General features: G+C 64.0%; 12 protein-coding genes and 2 tRNA genes. 5 read left to right on the top strand and 9 right to left on the bottom strand.

The annotated features are described in order from the left end of the window. Nucleotides 1-208: 208 nt before the first annotated feature. The gene (locus DIR46_RS14545; RefSeq protein WP_109345871.1) at nt 209-2,434 is read right to left on the bottom strand and encodes a TonB-dependent receptor; all 2,226 of its coding nucleotides are present in this window, start codon (nt 2,432-2,434) and stop codon (nt 209-211) included. Nucleotides 2,435-2,825: 391 nt separating this feature from the next. Here DIR46_RS14545 and DIR46_RS14540 point away from each other — a divergent pair. Together DIR46_RS14540 and DIR46_RS14535 are read left to right on the top strand one after the other, a co-directional pair. After that, nucleotides 2,826-2,901 (top strand) — tRNA-Val (locus tag DIR46_RS14540). A gap of 40 nt (nt 2,902-2,941) precedes the next feature. Beyond that, nucleotides 2,942-3,018, top strand: a tRNA-Asp gene (locus tag DIR46_RS14535). Between the two features lie 82 nt (nt 3,019-3,100). Here DIR46_RS14535 and DIR46_RS14530 read toward each other — a convergent pair. Continuing rightward, the gene (locus tag DIR46_RS14530; protein ID WP_109345870.1) at nt 3,101-4,252 is read right to left on the bottom strand and encodes a GGDEF domain-containing protein; all 1,152 of its coding nucleotides are present in this window, start codon (nt 4,250-4,252) and stop codon (nt 3,101-3,103) included. A gap of 244 nt (nt 4,253-4,496) precedes the next feature. Here DIR46_RS14530 and DIR46_RS14525 point away from each other — a divergent pair, with 244 nt between their 5' ends. Together DIR46_RS14525 and DIR46_RS14520 are read left to right on the top strand one after the other, a co-directional pair. After that, nucleotides 4,497-4,982 (top strand): cyclic nucleotide-binding domain-containing protein, encoded by a 486-nt coding sequence (locus DIR46_RS14525; RefSeq protein ID WP_109345869.1) that lies wholly within the window; start codon nt 4,497-4,499, stop codon nt 4,980-4,982. Next, entirely contained in the window at nt 4,979-6,193 is a 1,215-nt protein-coding gene (locus DIR46_RS14520) for an AI-2E family transporter (protein WP_109345868.1), read from the top strand. Before DIR46_RS14525 ends, DIR46_RS14520 begins: the two co-directional genes overlap by 4 nt. On the opposite strand, the gene DIR46_RS14515 is transcribed toward DIR46_RS14520, so the two are convergent. From DIR46_RS14515 to DIR46_RS14485, 7 genes are all read right to left on the bottom strand, one after another. Then, on the bottom strand, nt 6,194-8,455 hold the full coding sequence (locus tag DIR46_RS14515; RefSeq protein ID WP_109345867.1) for a YgiQ family radical SAM protein: 2,262 nt from the start codon (nt 8,453-8,455) through the stop codon (nt 6,194-6,196). A 104-nt stretch (nt 8,456-8,559) separates the two neighbouring features. After that, on the bottom strand, nt 8,560-8,844 hold the full coding sequence (locus tag DIR46_RS14510) for a DUF4404 family protein (RefSeq protein ID WP_109345866.1): 285 nt from the start codon (nt 8,842-8,844) through the stop codon (nt 8,560-8,562). 183 nt (nt 8,845-9,027) lie between these two features. Next, entirely contained in the window at nt 9,028-11,187 is a 2,160-nt protein-coding gene (locus DIR46_RS14505) for a M3 family metallopeptidase (RefSeq protein ID WP_109345865.1), read from the bottom strand. A 68-nt stretch (nt 11,188-11,255) separates the two neighbouring features. Continuing rightward, the gene (locus tag DIR46_RS14500; protein WP_109345864.1) at nt 11,256-13,379 is read right to left on the bottom strand and encodes a M3 family metallopeptidase; all 2,124 of its coding nucleotides are present in this window, start codon (nt 13,377-13,379) and stop codon (nt 11,256-11,258) included. A 91-nt stretch (nt 13,380-13,470) separates the two neighbouring features. Continuing rightward, entirely contained in the window at nt 13,471-15,603 is a 2,133-nt protein-coding gene (locus DIR46_RS14495; protein ID WP_109348032.1) for a M3 family metallopeptidase, read from the bottom strand. 175 nt (nt 15,604-15,778) lie between these two features. After that, complete coding sequence (locus DIR46_RS14490; protein WP_109348031.1) at nt 15,779-15,982, bottom strand: SlyX family protein; 204 nt, start codon at nt 15,980-15,982, stop codon at nt 15,779-15,781. A gap of 341 nt (nt 15,983-16,323) precedes the next feature. Beyond that, nucleotides 16,324-18,393 carry a UvrD-helicase domain-containing protein gene (locus DIR46_RS14485; protein WP_109345863.1) on the bottom strand — a complete coding sequence of 690 codons (2,070 nt, stop codon included), beginning with the start codon at nt 18,391-18,393 and terminating at the stop codon, nt 16,324-16,326. A gap of 202 nt (nt 18,394-18,595) precedes the next feature. Between DIR46_RS14485 and DIR46_RS14480 the strand changes: the two genes are divergently transcribed. Next, entirely contained in the window at nt 18,596-19,081 is a 486-nt protein-coding gene (locus DIR46_RS14480; RefSeq protein ID WP_109345862.1) for an SRPBCC family protein, read from the top strand. Nucleotide 19,082 lies beyond the last annotated feature (1 nt).

Here is a 19,082-nt window from a genome sequence, read left to right as displayed (position 1 = left end):
ACATGATTTCTTCGGCCAATCGTTAAATATGCAAAATATTTACTGCCACAATAAAGATATTGAACAAGTATGCATTGCGAATATAGTAATTAGCGGATAAATATTCATGTAACACTTTTGGTTTTTATCCTATGCACCATGGGCCAAAACGAAAAAAGGGCCGCGCAATGCGCGGCCCTCCGGCTCGGGCGAACTGACTGTCAAACGATCAGAAATTGCCCTTGAACTGCATACCCCACTGGCGCGGCTCATTGGTGAAGCCGGTCAGGTTGTTGAAGTCGATGGCGCCGGTGATGCGGCGCTGGTCGAGGACGTTGCGGCCGAAGGCAGCGACTTCATACTTGCCGTTGCCGAAGATGTAGCCGACGCGCACGCCGCCTTCGGTCAGCGGGGCGCCGGTGAACTCGGTGGCCTGGTACAGGAAGAAGTTGATCTTGCTGCGGTACGACCAGTCGGTGAAGAAGTACAGCTCGCCGTCGCGGAACGGCACGCCGTAGCGGGCGGTCGCGTTGAAGGTCCAGCGCGGCGCCTGCGGCAGCGGGTTGCCGTCGATGACGACGCGGCCGACGGCGTTCAGCGGATCGGTGATGGTGCACTGGGCGCATTTGTTGACCGACAGGCTGCCGTCGCGGATCTGCGTGTAGTTGTAGCTGGCGCCAGCGCTCACGCGCAGGGCGGTGCTGACGGCCGCTTCGAAGTCGAACTCGGCGCCCTTGCCCTTGGTCTTGTCGGCATTGATCAGGCGGTTGACGTTCGAGTTGCCACCGACCACGGTCAGCTGCTGGTCTTCGATCGTGTAGTCGTAGATCGAGAACGAGGTGCGCGCGCGGCGGTCGAACAGGTCGGCTTTCACGCCCAGCTCGAACGACTTGATGGTTTCCGAATCGGCGACCGTGATCGGCACTTCGGCCGAGGCGGCGGCGATGCTCGGCGCGCGGAAGCCGGTGGCGGCGCGGCCGTAGACGTTCACGGTCGGGGTCACTTTATAGGTGGCCGACACGTCCCAGCTGATCTTGTCCTTGCTTTCTTCGACCGACGACGGGCCGATCTGGACGACGTTGGTCGCCTCGATGGTGCGGAAGTCCTTCTCGTCCTTGGTGTAGCGCAGGCCGCCGCGGACGGTCCAGTCCGGGGTCAGGTCGTAGCTTGCCGATGCGAACGCGGCCCAGGCCTCGTTCTTCTGGTTCGAACGCAGGCGCGAGGTGCGCGCATAGGTGGTGCTGTTGAAGTTGTCGCTGCCGCCGGTGACGTCTTCGTCGAAGAAGTACAGGCCGGTCTGCCAGTTGAACGGGCCGGCATAGGCCGACTCGAGGCGGAATTCCTGGGTGTACTGGTCCAGGTTCTCGATGTAGCCGTTGGTCTCGACCTGGAACGGGATGAACCCCGGACCGGCCGGGGTGCCGCCGTCGATGTCGCCGCGGCTCGAGTAGTCGACGATGTGCTCGTAACCGGTGATCGAGTGCAGCTTGTAGTTGCCCAGGTCCCACTGCAGGCGCAGGTTGATGCCGTTGGTCTTGAGGCTCTGGAAGTTCTGGGCGTTGGTGACGATGTCGTCCAGGTCGGTGCCGTCGGCGAAGGTATTGCTGCCCTTCTTGATCAGGTTGGCGCGGAACAGGCGTGCGCTGCCGTTGGTCTGGCGCTGGTGGAAGCCCAGCAGGCCGCTGAAGCCGTCCTTGCTGTACAAGAACTGGACGCGTTCGGCGTGCTCGTTGTAGCCGTCGAGCTCACCGCGCTTCTGGGTCTTGGCGACATCGCTGAAATTGTTGACGTAGTCGTCGCGGTGCTGGCCGACGGCCGACACGCGCATCGCCACATTGGTCGACAGCGGCACGTTGACGGCGCCTTCGGCGTTCATCGTGTAGTGCGAGGCTGCCGACAGGTTGTAGTAACCCTCGACCTTCTTCAGGTTCGGCTTCTCGGATTCGAATTTCACGACGCCGGCCGGGGTGTTGCGGCCGAACAGGGTGCCCTGCGGGCCGCGCAGCACTTCGACGCTGGCCAGGTCGAAGATTGGGAAGCCCTTCAGGATCGGATTCTCCTGCACGATGTCGTCATAGACGAGCGAAACCGGCTGCGAGGCGAAGGTGTTGAAGTCGGTGTTGCCGTAGCCGCGGATATAGAAGCGCGGGAAGGTACGGCCGTTCGACGATTCGACGTTCAGGCTCGGCACCTTGCCGGCCAGCAAACGGATATCGTCGCCGCCCGAGACCAGCACATCCAGCTTGTCGCCCTTCAGGGCGGTGACGGAGACCGGCACGTCGCGGATGTTCTCGGTACGGCGCTGGGCCGTCACGGTCACGGATTGCAGTTGGAGGGACTGGTTGGACTCGGTCGTCTGGGCGAACGCCGGTGCGATCGGCAACGCGGCGGACAGCGCCAGCATTGCGCCATGCGCGCGGATAACGCGCTTGTGCATCTTGGACATCTTGGTCATGGAGTGTTTCCTGGTGATTAAAAAAAGAACCGATGTCCCCGTTCCTCTTCTTATGGACGCTACCCCCACCGGGTGCGCGAGCGGATATGACCCGCCCTCGGCAGCGCGTCTAGGGCGCACATCTTTGCGATGCTTTAAGGTTGCCGACTTGTCAAAGGCGGTATTGTCCGTGAATGGTCCATACAACGGCAAGTAAATATCGCGTATGTCGCCTTGATTACAACACATGCAGATGTGCCGGTTCGGGCTCCGCCTTCCGGCCGTGCTTCCACGCCCGCAAAAAAGGTTTTTGAATTTTTTTCGAAAAACCCTTGCAGACCTTGAAACCCAGCCTCTATAATTCGGGCCTCTTCGGACGCAATGACAAGCGTCAGATAGAAACCACCGAGATGGGCGCTTAGCTCAGTTGGTAGAGCGGATCCCTTACAAGGATTAGGTCGGGAGTTCGAGCCTCTCAGCGCCCACCAAGCATCTCGATGGTCGATCGAAGGTACGATCAGAGTAAACGGAGCGGTAGTTCAGTTGGTTAGAATACCGGCCTGTCACGCCGGGGGTCGCGGGTTCGAGCCCCGTCCGCTCCGCCAGCATCAAGGAAGAAGGGTCCGATTCGTCGGACCCTTTTTCTTTTTCCGCCCCGGTTTCATCCGCGCATCCGCGGTGGCCGGTTCACGCCCGCCGCCGCACCGGATCCCCCACTTCCACCCGATCGCGCCCCGCGCGCTTGGCCGCGTACAGCGCATGGTCGGCGCGCGCCAGCGCCGCGCTCAGGTCTTCGTTCGGATCGAGCACCACCACGCCGACACTGACCGTCATCGTGTAGCTCGGCCCGCTGGTGATCACGGTAGCCGCCCGTACCGCCCGGCGCAGGCGCTGGGCCGCCTGCACCGCGGCGTCGATGTCGGCGTCCGGCAGCATCATCGCGAATTCCTCGCCACCCAGGCGGCCGATGGTCTCGTGCTCGCGCATCACGTCGCGCGCGGTGCGGGCGAACACCTTGAGGGCGTCGTCGCCGCTGGCATGGCCCCAGCGGTCGTTGAGCTGCTTGAAGTGGTCGATGTCGATCATCATCAGCGCCAGCGGATGGCGCTGGCGCTGGGCCGCCAGGCGGGCGCGCTCGGCGCGCTCCAGGAAGGCATGGCGGTTGGGCAGGCCGGTCAGGCAGTCGGTCGAGGCCAATCTCGCCATGCGCGCGTCGTCCTTCTGCTTGCACAGCAAGAGGAAACCGAAGCCGTTGACGATCATGAGCAGGTAGCCGGCGAGATAGGCGGCTTCGCGCGCCAGCACATGGTCGAACGGGCCCTTGCCCATCAGGGCCGAGCCGGCCCACAGTGCGACCGCGACGGCGAACAGCGCATCGTTGATGCCGATGATCCGCTGCAGCAACGACGCATGGCGCCGGCGCAGCAGCACCCAGGCCATGGCGGCGGCGAACAGCGCGACCACGCCCGCCACCAGGGCGCTGAGCTGGGCGTGGCTGGCGCCGTGGATGCCGGCGGCGATCACCACGGTCGACGACAGCACGGCAACCGGCAATACGATCCGGCCCCAGCGCGTGAATCCGAAGAACACGCAATAGGCGGCCATTTCGAGCGACACCGCAAGGATCCAGCCGATGCCTTCCACGCCCCCCAGGAACGGCAAGTCCAGCATGGGGCGGGCCCAACCGACCAACTGGCTCAGGCCCATGCCGAGGCGCGCCCACATCCACAGCTGCAAACCGGGGTTGCGGTCGGCGCCGTGGGTATATCCTGCCATCAGGATCGCAAAGCCGACGTTACCGATCCCGAGCGCAAGAAGGAAAGTCTGTATATCGATCACTGCCTGTCCTCTTCGGAACGTTGGCGGGGCCACGCGCGACGGCTCGCGCGGCACATGACTTCGCAGCAACTAATGTTGCATTAAAGAATTTATGTTACACGCTTTCCCATTTCACGGCGCGCACGTTTGGTCAATGTATGGACAAATGCGACACTGTTGTGCGCGCGTGACGCTTTTTGATGCGTAGCAGCATCCAATCGCGGATAATCAAACAGACAACACACCGCACCACGCCGGAGCACCAGTGATTTTTCGTTTCCTCAAGCCCCCTCGGATGTCGCCGCGCCTGCACCGGCTCAAGAGTTCTTCCCTGTTCAGTGCGCTCACACCGCTGGAATTGAAGATTGTCGATGGATTGCTGCACGAGCGCCGCTATCTAAAGGATGAGATCGTTTTTGACGAAGGAGAGGAAGGCCAGGCGCTGTATCTCCTGATGAGCGGCCGCGTGCGCATCAGCCGCCTGCACGAGGGCGTGACCCAGGTGGTGGCCGAGCTGGAACCGGGCGGCTTCTTCGGCGACCTGGCCCTGCTCGACAACTCGCCGCGCAATGCCCAGGCGCGCGCGATGGAGCCGTGCGAGGTGGCGGTGTTCTTCCGCGCCGACTTCCTGGGCCTGATGGAAACCGACGCCGTCCTCGGCTACAAGATCTCGCTGGCGCTGGCGCGCCACATCGGCCTGCGCCTGCGCGAATGGATGGGTACCGGCCGGCCGCAGCTGGAAGCGCTATGAGTCCGGTGCCGGGCATCGTCAACGGCCCCGAGCGCGCCGGTCCCGTGGTCTGGACCGGGATCGTCGCCGCCACCTGCCTGCTGCTGCTGGTAGTCCAGCAACTGCTGTGGCTATTCCTGCCCTTCATCTTCGGCACGGTGCTCTATTACGTCCTGCTGGGACCGATGCAGCGGATGGTGCGCTCGGGCTTCAGCCGCAACGCCGCGGCGGTCTGGGTCTGCGCCCTGTTCTTCACGCTGGCCGCGCTGGCGCTGGCGCTGGCCCTGAGCTGGAGCGACGGGCCGGAAGAAGAATCGTGGGAAGCGACCATCGGCCTCTACCTGGATGGCGGCGTGGCGTTTGTCCGCAACTCGCTGGCCATGCTCGAGGCGCGCTTCCCGATCCTGGCCGGGATGCGGCTGACCTCGACCGTCGACATGGCGTTCAGCACCTATACCAACGACTTCGCGCAGAACCACCTGGGCGACATCGTGGTCGGCGTCATGACCTGGGTGCCGTCGCTGCTGCTGGCGCCCTTCCTCACCTTCTTCCTGCTGCGCGACGGCGTGCGCTTCAAGAAGTTTTTGGCGCGGGCGGTGCCGAATGCCTACTTCGAGCGTGCGCTCTATCTGCTGCACGAGGTCGACCAGACCGCGCGCCGCTATTTCGAGGGGCTGCTGAAGCTGACCGTGCTGGACACGCTGGTGCTGGCGCTGGGGCTGTGGGTGATCGGGGTGTCCTCGCCCTTGCTGCTCGGCTTGATCTCGGCGGTGCTGGCCTGGGTGCCGTTCGTCGGCTCCATCGCCGGCTGCGTGCTGGTGGTGATCGTGGCGTCGACCGATGCGCCGGGCAATCCGCTGATGGCCTATGGGGCGATCGGCGTGTTCGTGCTGGTGCGGCTGCTGGACGATTTCCTGTTCATGCCGCTGACGCTCGGGCGCAGCCTGCATATCCACCCGCTGGTCACGGTGCTGATGATTTTTATCGGCGGCATGCTGGCGGGCGTGGTCGGGCTGATGCTGGTGCTGCCGCTGCTGGGGGTGGTCATGGTGATCGGCGAGACGCTGGGGACGCTGGTGACCAATCCGCGGCTGCGGGCACGGCATCGCTATGCACGCGCGTTGCGCACCAGGCAGGCCAGCGTGGACCTGGACATCGCGCGCGAACGGCGTGGGGCGCCGACGCCGAATGGCGCGCTGAACGCGACGTCCAGCACGCCCCCAGAGGCATGATTACTTCCTGATGGCCTTCGGCTTGGACTTGATGGTCGACAGGATCGACGGCTTCACCTTGGCAGACGGTGCGCTGGCCGACGTTCTGGCCGAACCTGCTGCCGCGATGCGCTGGCCGCCGCGTCGCGGCGCCACCTCGACCGTGCGGCCCTTCGGCGGCGCACCGGCCGGACGACGCTCCTCACGCGCCGCCCCCGGCAACTCGCCGCCCGGCGGCGGAATCAGATGCCGCTCGCCATTGCCGATCAAGTCCGAACGTCCCATGCGCTTGAGACCCTCGCGCAGGATCGGCCAGTTCTCCGGATCGTAGTAGCGCAGGAAGGCCTTGTGCAGCTTGCGGGTCTTGCCGCTCTTGGCGGTCTCGACGACCTCCGAATCCTCGGTGACCTTGGCCAGCGGGTTCTTGCGCGAGTGGTACATGGTGGTCGCCATCGCCATCGGCGTCGGCGTGAAGGTCTGCACCTGGTCGAGCTTGAAGTTGTTCTTCTTGAGCCACAGCGCCAGGTTCAGCATGTCCTCGTCGGTCGAGCCGGGGTGGGCCGCGATGAAGTACGGGATCAGGTACTGCTTCTTGCCCGCCTCGACCGAATACTTGTCGAACAGGCGCTTGAACTCGTCGTAGGCGCCGATGCCCGGCTTCATCATCTTCGACAAGGTGCCGGCTTCGGTGTGCTCCGGAGCGATCTTGAGCAGGCCGCCCACGTGGTGGGTCACCAGCTCTTTCACGTACTCGGGCGAGCGCACCGCCAGGTCGTAGCGCAGGCCCGAACCGATCAAAATCTTCTTGATGCCGGGGATCGCGCGCGCCTTGCGGTACAGCGAAATCAGCTTGCTGTGGTCGGTGCCCAGGTTGGAGCAGATGGTCGGGTACACGCACGACAGGCGGCGGCAGCTTTCCTCGATCTTCTTGTCCTTGCAGGCCAGGCGGTACATATTCGCCGTCGGGCCGCCCAGGTCGGTGATGGTGCCGGCGAAGTTCTTGGTCGTGTCGCGGATCAGCTCGATCTCGCGCAGGATCGACGGCTCCGAGCGGCTCTGGATGATGCGGCCTTCATGTTCGGTGATCGAGCAGAAGGTGCAGCCGCCGAAGCAGCCGCGCATGATGTTGACCGAGTAGCGGATCATTTCCCAGGCCGGGATGTGGGCCTTGCCATAGCTCGGGTGCGGCGCGCGCGCGTACGGCAGGTCGTAGACGTTGTCCATCTCGTCCATGGCCAGCGGCAGCGGCGGCGGATTGAGCCAGACGTCGCGGTCGCCGTGCGCCTGCACCAGCGCGCGCGCGTTGCCGGGGTTCGACTCCAGGTGGAACACGCGCGACGCGTGCGCGTACATCACCGGGTCCTCGCTGACGGTTTCAAAACTCGGCAGGCGCACCACGGTCTTGGCCGCCTTTTCGCGCGCCGCGGCCTGGCGCTGCTCGCGCGTCATGATGACCACCGGTTTGACTTCCGGCTCCGGCGCGGCGTTATCGAGCGCGCAGGTCTTCGGGTCTTCCAGCGCCATCGCGTACGGGTTCGGCTGCTTGTCGATGCGGCCCGGCACGTCCACGCGGGTGGAGTTGTGCACCGACCATTCTTCGTCCGGCAGCCAGCCCTGCGGCACCAGGAAGGCGGTGCCGCGCAGGTCGCGGATGGTCTTGATGTTCTCGCCGGCCGCGATGCGGCGGGTGACGTCGACCAGGGCCCGTTCGGCATTGCCGAAGATGACCAGGTCGGCCTTCGACTCGAACAGCACCGAGCGCCGCACTTTATCCGACCAGTAGTCGTAGTGGGCGATGCGGCGCAGCGAGGCTTCGATGCTGCCGGCGATCACCGGCACGCCGGGGAAGGCTTCGCGGGCGCGCTGGCAATATACGGTCACGGCGCGGTCGGGGCGCTTGTTCGGCTCGGCGTTGGGGGTATAGGCGTCGTCGGAACGGATCTTGCGGTCGGCCGTGTAGCGGTTGACCATCGAGTCCATATTGCCGGCGGTGATGCCCCAGTACAGATTGGGCTTGCCCAGCGCGCGGAACGGCTCGACCGAGGTCCAGTCGGGCTGGCTGATGATGCCGACGCGGTAGCCTTGCGCCTCGAGCAGGCGGCCGACCAGGGCCATGCCGAAGCTCGGGTGGTCGATGTAGGCGTCGCCCGTGATCAGGATGATGTCGCACGAATCCCAGCCCAATTTGTCCATTTCGGCGCGGGACATCGGGAGAAAAGGTGCGGCAGCGGCGCGGCTGGAGCGCTTGGCGACCGTCGCAAAGAGATTGGCTGGGGAGTTCATTGGCCGGCATTGTACCGGAAAACCATTTCGGGGGCATCGGAGTGCCCCGAAAAATGGCTTAAAATCAATGACTTGTGGCGTGGATGCCGCGATAGGGCTGCGCGCTAGATGCCCATATTGGACAGGATTTGCCCCAGTTCACGCAGGCCGGACTCGACGCGCGGGTGGCGGGCGGCGAAGCGCGCCGCCAGTTCCTGGGTGCGCGAGCCCAGGCCATAGGTATTGGCGTCGAGCTGCTGCTCGGCGCGGCGCTCCAGCACTTTCTCGATGTCGCCATCGAGCTGGCGCAGCAGCGTTTCCAGTTCGACATCGGTGTCGCCCGTCTCTTGCAACTCGCGGTGCAGGGCTTTCAGGCGTGCCTTCAGGTCGGCATCGTGTTCTGGTTGCATCGTGTTCTCCGGTGTTGGCTCGATTTCATTGTAAGGCATGGGAGGCGGGAAGGAGAACACGGCTGTGGGGTATGAATGGCCGATGTGGTGCGCGAATGCAATTGGGCTCCCACGAAGGTGGGAGCCCACGTTTTTCAACCAACTACCTACGCCGATCGCAACCCACGATCGGCGCAATCACAATCACTCGCCGGTCAGACCACGACGCTCCAGCAGCGGCTTGATGTCGGCATCCTTGCCGCGGAAGTTGCGGTACATCTGCATCGCATCGAGCGTGCCGCCGCGCGACAGCAGGGTCTTGCGGAAGTGGTCGCCGTTCTTGCGGGTCAGGCCGCCGTTGGCCTTGAACCATTCGACGGTGTCGGCGTCGAGCTTCTCGGCCCACAGGTAGCCGTAGTAGCCGGCCGAGTAGCCGCCCGAGAAGGTGTGCGAGAAGTAGGTGCTGCGGTAGCGTGGCGGCACCAGGGCGAAGTCGACGCCGGCCTTCTTGAGCGCTTCAGCCTCGAAGGCCAGCACGTCCTGCGGGATCTGGTTCGGGGCCAGCTGGTGCCAGGCCTGGTCCAGCAGCGCCGCGGCCAGGTACTCGGTGGTGCGGAAGCCTTCGTTGAACTGGCTCGATGCCTGGACCTTGTCCAGCAATTCCTTCGGCATCGGCTCGCCGGTCTGGTAATGCTTGGCGTAGTTGGCCAGCACTTCGGGCCAGGCCATCCACATCTCGTTGACCTGCGACGGGAACTCGACGTAGTCGCGCGGCACGCGCGAACCCGAGAAGCGCGGGTACTGCACATCCGAGAACATGCCGTGCAGCGCGTGGCCGAACTCGTGGAAGGTGGTGCGCACTTCGTCGTAGGTCAGCAGGGTCGGCTCGCCGGCGGCCGGCTTGGCCACGTTGAGGTTGTTGGCGATGACCGGCTTGGTGCCCAGGAGCTTGCTCTGCGGGACCCAGGCATTGGCCCAGGCGCCGCCACGCTTGTTCGAGCGCGCGTATGGGTCGAAGGTGAAGATCGCCAGCTGCTTGCCGTCGACGTCGAACACGTCGAACATGCGCACGTCTTCGTTATAGCCCGGCAGGTCCTTGCGCTCCTTGAAGGTGATGCCGAATTCCTTGTTGGCGGCGAAGAACACGCCGTCGACCAGCACGCGGTTGATCTCGAAGTAAGGGCGCAGCTGGCCGGCGTCGAAGGCGTAGCGCTGGGCGCGCACCTTGTCGCTGTAGAAGGCCCAGTCGTGCGCGGCGGCCTTGAAGCCGCCCTTTTCCGCATCGATCACCTTCTGGATGTCGGCCGCCTCTTTCCTGGCGTTGTTGACGGCAGGCAGGGCCAGTTCGCCCAGCAGGGCGTTGACGGCGTCGGTGGTCTTCGCGGTCTGCTCTTCCAGGTTGTAGGCGGCGTGGTTCGGGTAACCCAGCAGTACGGCGCGCTCGGCGCGCAGCTTCGCGATCGAGAGCACGATCTGGCGGGTGTCGAACTCGCCGCCGCGGCTGCCGCGCGCCATCGAGGCCGACAGCAGCTTGGCGCGGGTGTCGCGGTTGGTCAGCACCGACAGGGCGGCCTGCTGGGTGGTGTTCACCACCGGAATCACGAACTTGCCGTCCAGGCCGCGCTTCTTGCCCTCGGCGGCGGCGGCGTCGATCGCCTTGTCGCTCATGCCGGCCAGCTCTTCGCGGGTGTCGACCACCAGCGCCGAGGCGTTGGCTTCCTTCAGCGTGTTCTGGGCGAACTGGGTCTGCAGGGCGGCCAGCTTGCTGTTGTATTCCTTCAGCTTGACCTTGTCGGCCTCGGACAGCTTGGCGCCGGCGCGCTCGAAGTCGTTGTTGTAGCGGTCCAGCAGGTAGGCCGATTCGGCGTCCAGCTTGAGGCTGTCGCGCTTGTTGTACAGGGTGTTGATGCGCTGGTACAGCTTGGCGTTCAGGCGGATCGCATCGCTGTGCTGCGACAGCTTCGGCGCCATCTCGCGACCCAGGGCGATCAGGGTGTCGTTGGTGTAGGAACCCGACAGGGTGCCGAAAGCGGTGCTCACGCGCGCCAGCATGCGGCCCGAGCGCTCCATGGCGACGATGGTGTTTTCGAACGTCGGCGCGGCCTTGTTGTTGGCGATCTTCTCGATCTCGGCGGCGTGCTGGCGCATCGCTTCGGCGTAGGCCGGCGCGAAGTGCTCGTTGCGGATCTTGTCCCAGGCCGGGTAGTTGAACGGCAGGGTGCTCTCTTTCGCGAACGGATTCGAGGCGTCGAATTTCGCGGAGGCGGCGACCGGGGCAGCGGCTTGCGCGGCGGGCGCGGCGTGGGCGATATTCAGGACGGCCGCGCTCACGGCGGCGGCCAGCAGGAGGTGGGTACGTTTCATATTATTTGCTTCTCTTTTTGAAGATGGTGCGGAAGGAAGCCGGCGCGGGGCCGGCTTCCCGGGCCGGCTTAGTTCAGGCCGCGGCGTTCCAGCAGCGGCTCGATGACCGGGTCACGGCCGCGGAAGTCGCGGTACATCTCGACCGCATCCATGGTGCCGCCCTTCGACAGCACCTTCTGGCGGAACACGTCGCCGTTCTTGCGCAGCAGGCCGCCGTTTTCCTTGAACCACTCGCCGGCATCGGCGTCCAGGCGCTCGGCCCACAGGTAGCTGTAGTAGCCGGCCGAGTAGCCGCCACCCATGGCGTGCGAGAAGTAGGTGCTGCGATAGCGCGGCGGCACCGGCGCGAAGTCCAGGCCGGCGTCCTTCAGTGCCTGCTTCTCGAACGCGATCACGTCGCTCGGCATCTGCTTGGAGCCCAGCTGGTGCCATTTCTGATCCAGCACCGCGGCCGCCAGGTACTCGGTGGTGCGGTAGCCTTCGTTGAAGCGCTGGGCGGCGCGCAGCTTGTCCAGCAGTTCTTTCGGCATCGGCGCGCCGGTCTGGTAGTGCTTGGCGTAGTTGGCCAGCACTTCAGGCCAGGCCATCCACATCTCGTAGACCTGCGACGGCAGCTCGACGTAGTCGCGCGGCACGCTGGTGCCCGAGAAGCGCGGGTACTTCACCTTCGAGAACCAGCCGTGCGTGGCATGGCCCAGTTCGTGGAAGGTGGTGCGCACTTCGTCCCAGGTGAGCAGGGTCGGTTCGCCGGCGGCCGGCTTGGTCAGGTTGAGGTTGTTGGTGATGACCGGCTTCTGGTTCAGCAGGAAGCTCTGGTCGACCAGGGAGCTCATCCAGGCGCCGCCGCGCTTGTTCGAACGCGCGTACGGGTCGATGATGAAGATCGCCAGGTGCTCGCCGTTTTCCTCGAACACGTCGTACACGCGCACGTCCGGGTCATAGGTCGGCAGGTCGGTGCGCTGCTTGAAGGTGATGCCCCACAGCTGGTTGGCGGCGAAGAAGGCGCCCTTTTCCAGCACGTTGTTGAACTCGAAGTAAGGCTTGAGCTGGTTGGCGTCGAACGCGTACTTGGCGGTGCGCACCTTGTCGCTGTAGTAGCTCCAGTCCTGGGCGCCGACCTGGAAGCCGCCCTTTTCTGCATCGATCACCTGCTGGATCTCGGCGGCTTCTTTCTTCGCGTTGCGCACGGCCGGCGCGGTCAGGTCGCCCAGCAGCTTGTTGACCGACGCGGTGTCCTTGGCGGTCTGGTCTTCCAGCGAATAGGCCGCGTAGCTGTCGTAGCCCAGCAGTTCGGCGCGCTCGGCGCGCAGCTTGGCCAGCTGCAGCACGACGTTGCGGTTGTCGAACTCGCCGCCGCGGGCGCCGCGGATCATCGAGGTGGTCAGGAGCTTCTCGCGGGTGCCGCGGGTGCTCAGCTGCGCCATCGCCGGCTGCTGGGTGGTGTTGACGACCGGGATCACGAACTTGCCTTCCAGGCCGCGCTTCTTCGCTTCGGCGGCGGCCGCGTCGATTGCTTTTTCCGACAGGCCGGCCAGCTCTTCGCGGGTATCGACCACGAAGGCCGAGGCGTTCACTTCACGCAGCACGTTCTGGCTGAACTGGGTCTGCAGCGCCGCCAGCTGGGCGTTGTAGCCTTTCAGCTTGGCCTTGTTCGCCTCGGACAGGTTGGCGCCCGAGCGCACGAAGTCCTTGTAGTAGCGCTCCAGCAGGAATGTCGATTCGGCGTCCAGGCCCAGCGAGTCACGCTTGTCGTGCAGGGTCTTGATGCGCGCGAACAGCTTCGGGTTCAGGCGGATCGCATCGCCGTGGGCCGCGAATTTCGGCGCCAGGTCTTTTTGCAGCGCCTGCAGCGTGTCGTTGGTGTACGAGCCGGTCAGCGTGTAGAACACCGAGCGCACGCGCGTCAGGAGTTCGCCCGTACGTTCCATCGCCACGATCGTGTTGTCGAAGGTCGGCGCGGCCTTGTTGTCGGCGATCTTCCTGACTTCAGCCGCTTCCTGGCGCATGCCTTCGGCGAAGGCCGGCGCGAAGTGCTCGTTCCTGATCTTGTCGAAGGCCGGGTAGCCATATTGCAGGGTGCTCGGCTTGGCGAACGGGTTCGAGGCCTCCAGGGCGGCAGCCGCCGGTTGGGCGAAGGAGAAGGTGGCCATGGCGACGCTGGCTGCGATCAGCAGCAGTTGTGGGCGGTTCATAGTGTCTCTTGTTCGTTGTGGGAAAGAAGTACTTCAAATAGCACGCCGCCCTCATCCGCTGCTCGTGACAGCGGATGAGGGCCGCGCGATATCAATTGCCGGAAGACTTGGACTCAACCAGGCCACGCCGTTCGAGCAGCGGTCCGATTTCCGGATCGCGGCCGCGGAAGTCACGGAACAGGTCCATCGCTTCGGCCGTGCCGCCGCGCGACAGCAGGGTCTTGCGGAAGTGATCGCCGTTCTTGCGGGTCAGGCCGCCGCTTTCGGTGAACCACTTGACGGTCTCGGCGTCGAGGCGCTCGCTCCACAGGTAGGCGTAGTAGCCGGCCGAATAGCCGCCGCCCATCGAGTGCGAGAAGTAACCGGTGCGGTAGCGCGGCGGCACCGGCGGATAGGCCACGCCGGCGTCCTGCAGCGCCTTGGCTTCGAACGACAGCACGTCGGTCGGCACCTGGCTCGGGGTCAGCTGGTGCCAGCGCTGGTCGAGCAGCGCCGCGGCCAGGTACTCGGTGGTGCGGTAGCCCTGGGCGAACTTCTTCGAAGCGACCACCTTGTCCAGCAGCTCTTTCGGCATCGGCGCGCCGGTCTGGTGGTGCTTGGCGTAGTTGGCGAGGACTTCGGGATACGTCACCCACATCTCGTTGACCTGCGACGGATACTCGACGAAGTCGCGCGGCACGTTGGTGCCCGAGAACTTCGGATACTTCACGTTTGAAAACATGCCGTGCAGCGCGTGGCCGAACTCGTGGAAGGTGGTGACCACTTCATCGTAGGTCAGCAGCGTCGGCTCGCCTGCGGGCGGTTTCGGGATGTTCAGGTGGTTGCCGATCACCGGCTTGTGACCCAGCAGGTGCGACTGCGAGACGTATTCGTTCATCCAGGCGCCGCCCTGCTTGTTGCCGCGCGCGTAGGGGTCGAAGATGAAGATGGCCAGCGGCTTGCCGTCGACGTCGAAGATGTCGTACACGGTCACGTCCGGGTCGTACACCGGCAGATCCTTGCGCTGCTTGAAGGTGATGCCGAATTCCTTGGTGGCGGCGAAGAACACGCCGTCGACCAGCACGCGGTTCAGCTCGAAGTAAGGGCGCAGCTGGCTCTCGAAGTTGAAGGTCGCGGCGCGCACCTTGTCCTGGTACATCGGCCAGTCCCAGGCCGCGACCTGGAATTTACCGCCCTCTTTATCGATCACCTTCTGGATTTCGGCCGCTTCCTTCTTCGCGTTGTTGACGGCCGGCGCGGCCAGGTCGCCCAGCAGCTTGTTGACGGCGGCCGGGTTGCGCGCGGTTTCCAGTTCCTGCGAATAGGCCGCGAAGTTCGGGTAACCCAGCAGCACGGCGCGCTCGGCGCGCAGCTTGACCAGGCGCAGCACCTGCTTCGTGGTGTCGTACTGCCCGCCATGGGTGCCGCGCTCGAGCGACGCCTTCATCAGGCGCTCGCGGGTAGCGCGGTTGGTCAGGAAAGACAGGGCCGGCTGGCTCGAGGTATTCACGATCGGGATCGCGAACTTGCCTTTCTGGCCGCGCTTGGCCGCTTCGTCGGCAGCGGCGCTGATCTGCGCGTCGCTCATGCCGGCCAGCTCGGCGCGGGTGTTCACGATCAGGGCGGCGGCGTTGGCGCCTTTCAGCACGCGCTGCTGGAAGTCCGATTGCAGCGAGGCGATCTCGCCATTGAATTTCTTCAGCTTGGCCTGGTCGGCCTTCGACAGGTTGGCGCCGGCGCGCACGAATTCCTTGTAATAGCGTTCCAGCAGGTGGACCGACTCGGCATCCAGGCCCAGCGACTCGCGCTTGTCGTGCAGCGCTTTCACGCGCGCGAACAGTTTCGGGTTGAGGTGGATCGCGTCGGAGTGGGCCGCCAGCTTGGGCGACATCTCGCGGTCGACCGCGTCCAGCGTGTCATTGGTGTTGGCGCCCTGCAGGTTCGAGAAGGTCGCATACACGCGCGCCAGCAGCTGGCCGGAACGCTCCAGCGCCACGATGGTGTTCTCGAAAGTAGGCGCGGCCTTGTCATTGGCGATCGCCTCGACTTCGCGCAGTTCCTCGCGCATGCCGGCGTTGAAGGCAGGCAGGAAGTGCGCGTCCTTGATCTTGTCGAAGGCCGGGTAGTTCAGCGGGAGACTGCTGGGCTGGGCGAAGGGGTTGGCGGCGTCGAGGACGGGAGCGGCAATGGCTGCATGCGCCAGCGCGACGCTGGCAGCCACGATGAGCAGTTTTGGACGGATCATGAGGTCTTTCGCGAACACTAGGGAAGGTGAGGCCGAGGCTGGCTCGACAGCAGTGCGCTAAAGATCATAGCAGGCTTGCAAGGCCACCGTAACAACTAAAAAGTAGCGCAATGTATCAGTGGCGAGCGCCTGTGTTTACGGGCGTAAACACATCGTTGGGTGCGGAAACGCCCGCTCAATAATGCGGGGGACGTTCGTTGAGGGGCGCCTGGCCGGCGTCGCGCAGGGTGCGCACATGGTCGGCCAGCTTGGCGACCATCGCCTCGAGCTGGTCGATGCGCCGCTCCTGGCGATAGATGGTCTTGTTCAGCTCGTCCAGCAAGTCTTCCTGCTGGGCGAGCTTGATCTCGAGACTGATAAAACGGTCTTCCTGGGTCATGGCGGCGGCATCCTGCTTAAAACCGGCATTATGCCAGCCGCGCACCAGCTCGATCAGGCGAAAGGCACGAAGTCGATGTCCTGAGCGATCAGGCCGCTCACATCGGCCTTGTTTTCTGGGCGTTCGCTGAACGTGATCAAAATACAGGGTGGCCGTGCATAGGAAATAAATGTTGCTTTTTAAAAACATAAATTTCCATAGAAATCTATCTGCCGAAAACTCACATTCTGACAACAATTTCTTGCCCGACAGTCGAGATCAAATGCGATTTCAATCGTGCGCAGGTCTTGTCGATCCGCCAAGGCTTGCGCGCAACGCTTACGCGGGAGTTCTACTCCTGTTTATTCAGGAACCGGCCGTGGTGTTGCCAGCAAGGCTTTCAGGTTCGCCAATCTTTCCTTCGGACTCAGGATTTCGCTTTCCATCGGCGCGGCCTCGCCGACGTCCAGCGCCATTTCCTTGATGAAGCGCGAGGGATCGCAATTGACCAGTTCGCCCGCACGTTTCCTGCGCTTGCACCAGCTCACGTGCAGGGTACGCTGGGCGCGCGTGATGCCCACATACATCAGGCGCCGCTCTTCCTGGATGCGCGCCGCGATCGACTCGACCGATGCGTCCGGATCGCCCTTGTGCGGCAAGATGCCCTCTTCCACCCCGACCAGGTAGACGTGCGGATATTCCAGCCCCTTGGAGGCGTGCAGGGTCGACATGCGCACCGCATCCTGTTCCTCGTCCGCGCCCTCGAGCATCGACATCAGGGCCACCATCTGGGTCAACTCGAGCAGGTTCTTTTCTTCGCCATCGCGGTCGCGTCCGCCACGGCCGCGGTCCTTCAGCCAGTTGGTGAACTCGAGCACGTTCTGCCACTTGCCCTGGGCCGCGCGGTCGTCAAAGTTTTCGTACAGATAGTGCTCGTAGTTCATCTCCTTCATCATGTCGTCGAGCACCTCGGCCGCATGGTCGCCGCTGCCCGTTGGCCCCGGCCGGGTGGCGCGGTCTTCCAGCTCGGCGATGAAGTGGCAGAAGTCGCGCAGCGGGCCTAGCTGGCGCTCGGCCAGCTTCGCCTCGATGCCGCCTTTTCTCGCCGCCTCGAACAGCGAGCAGTTCCACTGCTTGGAAAACTCGCCCAGCACTTCCAGCGTGGCCATGCCGACGCCGCGCTTGGGCGTCGTCACGGCGCGGATGAAGGCCGGGTCGTCGTCCTGGTTGGCGATCAGGCGCAGGTAGGCGATGATGTCCTTGATCTCGGCCTTGTCAAAGAAGCTCTGGCCGCCGGACATCGTGTAGGGAATGCGCTCCTTGCGCAGCGCCTGTTCGATCACGCGCGCCTGGTGGTTGCCGCGGTACAGGATCGCGTAGTCCGCCCACTTGTTCTTGCGCTGGAAGTGCTCGCTTGAAATCATCATCGCGACCTGGTCGGCTTCCTGGTCGTCGTTCTGCATGCCCAGCACCTTGATCGGCTCGCCCAGGCCGTGCTCGGACCACAGCGACTTCTCGAACAGCTTCGGGTTGTTGCCGATGACGGCGTTGGCCGCCTGCAGGATGCGGGTGGTGGAGCGGTAGTTCTGCTCGAGCTTGATCACCTTCAGGTCGGGGAAGTCGTCGCCCAGCGTTTTCAGGTTCTCCACCGAGGCGCCGCGCCAGGCATAGATGGCCTGGTCGTCGTCGCCGACCGCCGTGAACATCGGCTTCTTGCCCAGGCCCGTCACCAGCAGCTTGACCAGTTCGTACTGGCAGGTATTGGTGTCCTGGTATTCGTCCATCAGCAGGTAGCGCAGGCGCCGCTGCCAGCGGTCGCGGATCGATTCGTTATTGCGGAACAGTTCCACCGGCAGGCGGATCAGGTCGTCGAAGTCGACCGCCTGGTAGGCCTGCAGGGTGGCGACATAGCTGCGGTAGACGCGGCCGGCCAGGGCCTCGTCCTCGTCGCGCGCCGCCTTGATCGCATCTTCCGGATCGACCAGGCCGTTTTTCCACAGCGAGATCGCGTTCTGGATGCCGCGGATTTCTTGCTTGTCCGTGGTCAGGGCCAGATCGGAGACGATGGTGTAGCAATCGTCGCTGTCCATGATGGAAAACTTGTCCTTCAGGCCGACCCCGGCCGCTTCCTGGCGCAGGATCTTGACGCCCAGCGAGTGGAAGGTGGACACGGTCAATTGCTTGGCCTGCTTGGGCTGCTTGAGCAGCTTGCCGATGCGCTCTTGCATCTCGAGCGCCGCCTTGTTGGTGAAGGTGAGGGCGGCGATGGTGCGCGGATCGTAGCCGCAATGCTCGATCATGTAGGCGATCTTTTGCGTAATCACGCGGGTCTTGCCCGAGCCGGCGCCGGCCAGCACCAGGCAAGGGCCGTCGAGATATAGCGCGGCTTCGCTCTGCGGCCCGTTGAGGCCGAATCTTGGTGCATTGGACATGGGAATTATTTCTGGAGGACAGGCAGCGATTGTAACAATCTGGCGGACCCAGCGGGCGATGGCGCTCGCCGGCTGCACCGGATTGCAACACCGGCCAGCCGTCGACCGCTCGGGAGAGCCCGGACACGCGGGCGCGCAATCGAGTAACATGCGTCCTTTGCGGCTTGCGCCGCTGCGGCCCCATTTTCAGGACATTTGCCCGATGAAATTCGAACATCTCGTTGAAATCAACGACCCGATGAACCCGCTGATCGACACCCTCACCCGCGAGCAGGTCTGGCACGGCCTGGTGCTGCGCGCCGAAGACCCGAAGATGTTCATTCCGCACCTGGACGCCAGCGAGATCGTCGAGCGCGAGGCGGGCGCTTTCCGCCGCCGCCTGACCTTCGGCGAACTGGTGATTGAAGACCAGGTTTTCCTGACCCCGCTGCAGGAAGTGCGCTACGAAGTGCCGGCCCAGGGCGAGATCGCGGCCTCCAGCCTGCGCATGATCATCGAGGCGCCGACCAATGCCATGCTGCTGGTGCGTTTTTGCTACGACGACGGCACCGGCGAGCATGTCGATCCGGCCAACGCGATGTATGACGAGTTCAAGAAGTCGGCCTATGAAGAGGCCGACCTCGACACGGTGCGCATCCTGCGCAAGCTCGCCAGCGAAGGCAAGCTGAACACCACGCTGCTGAACTGAG

It is taken from the genome of Massilia oculi, assembly GCF_003143515.1.
Lineage (GTDB): Bacteria > Pseudomonadota > Gammaproteobacteria > Burkholderiales > Burkholderiaceae_D > Telluria > Telluria oculi.
This window is presented reverse-complemented; position numbering and strand designations above follow the sequence as displayed.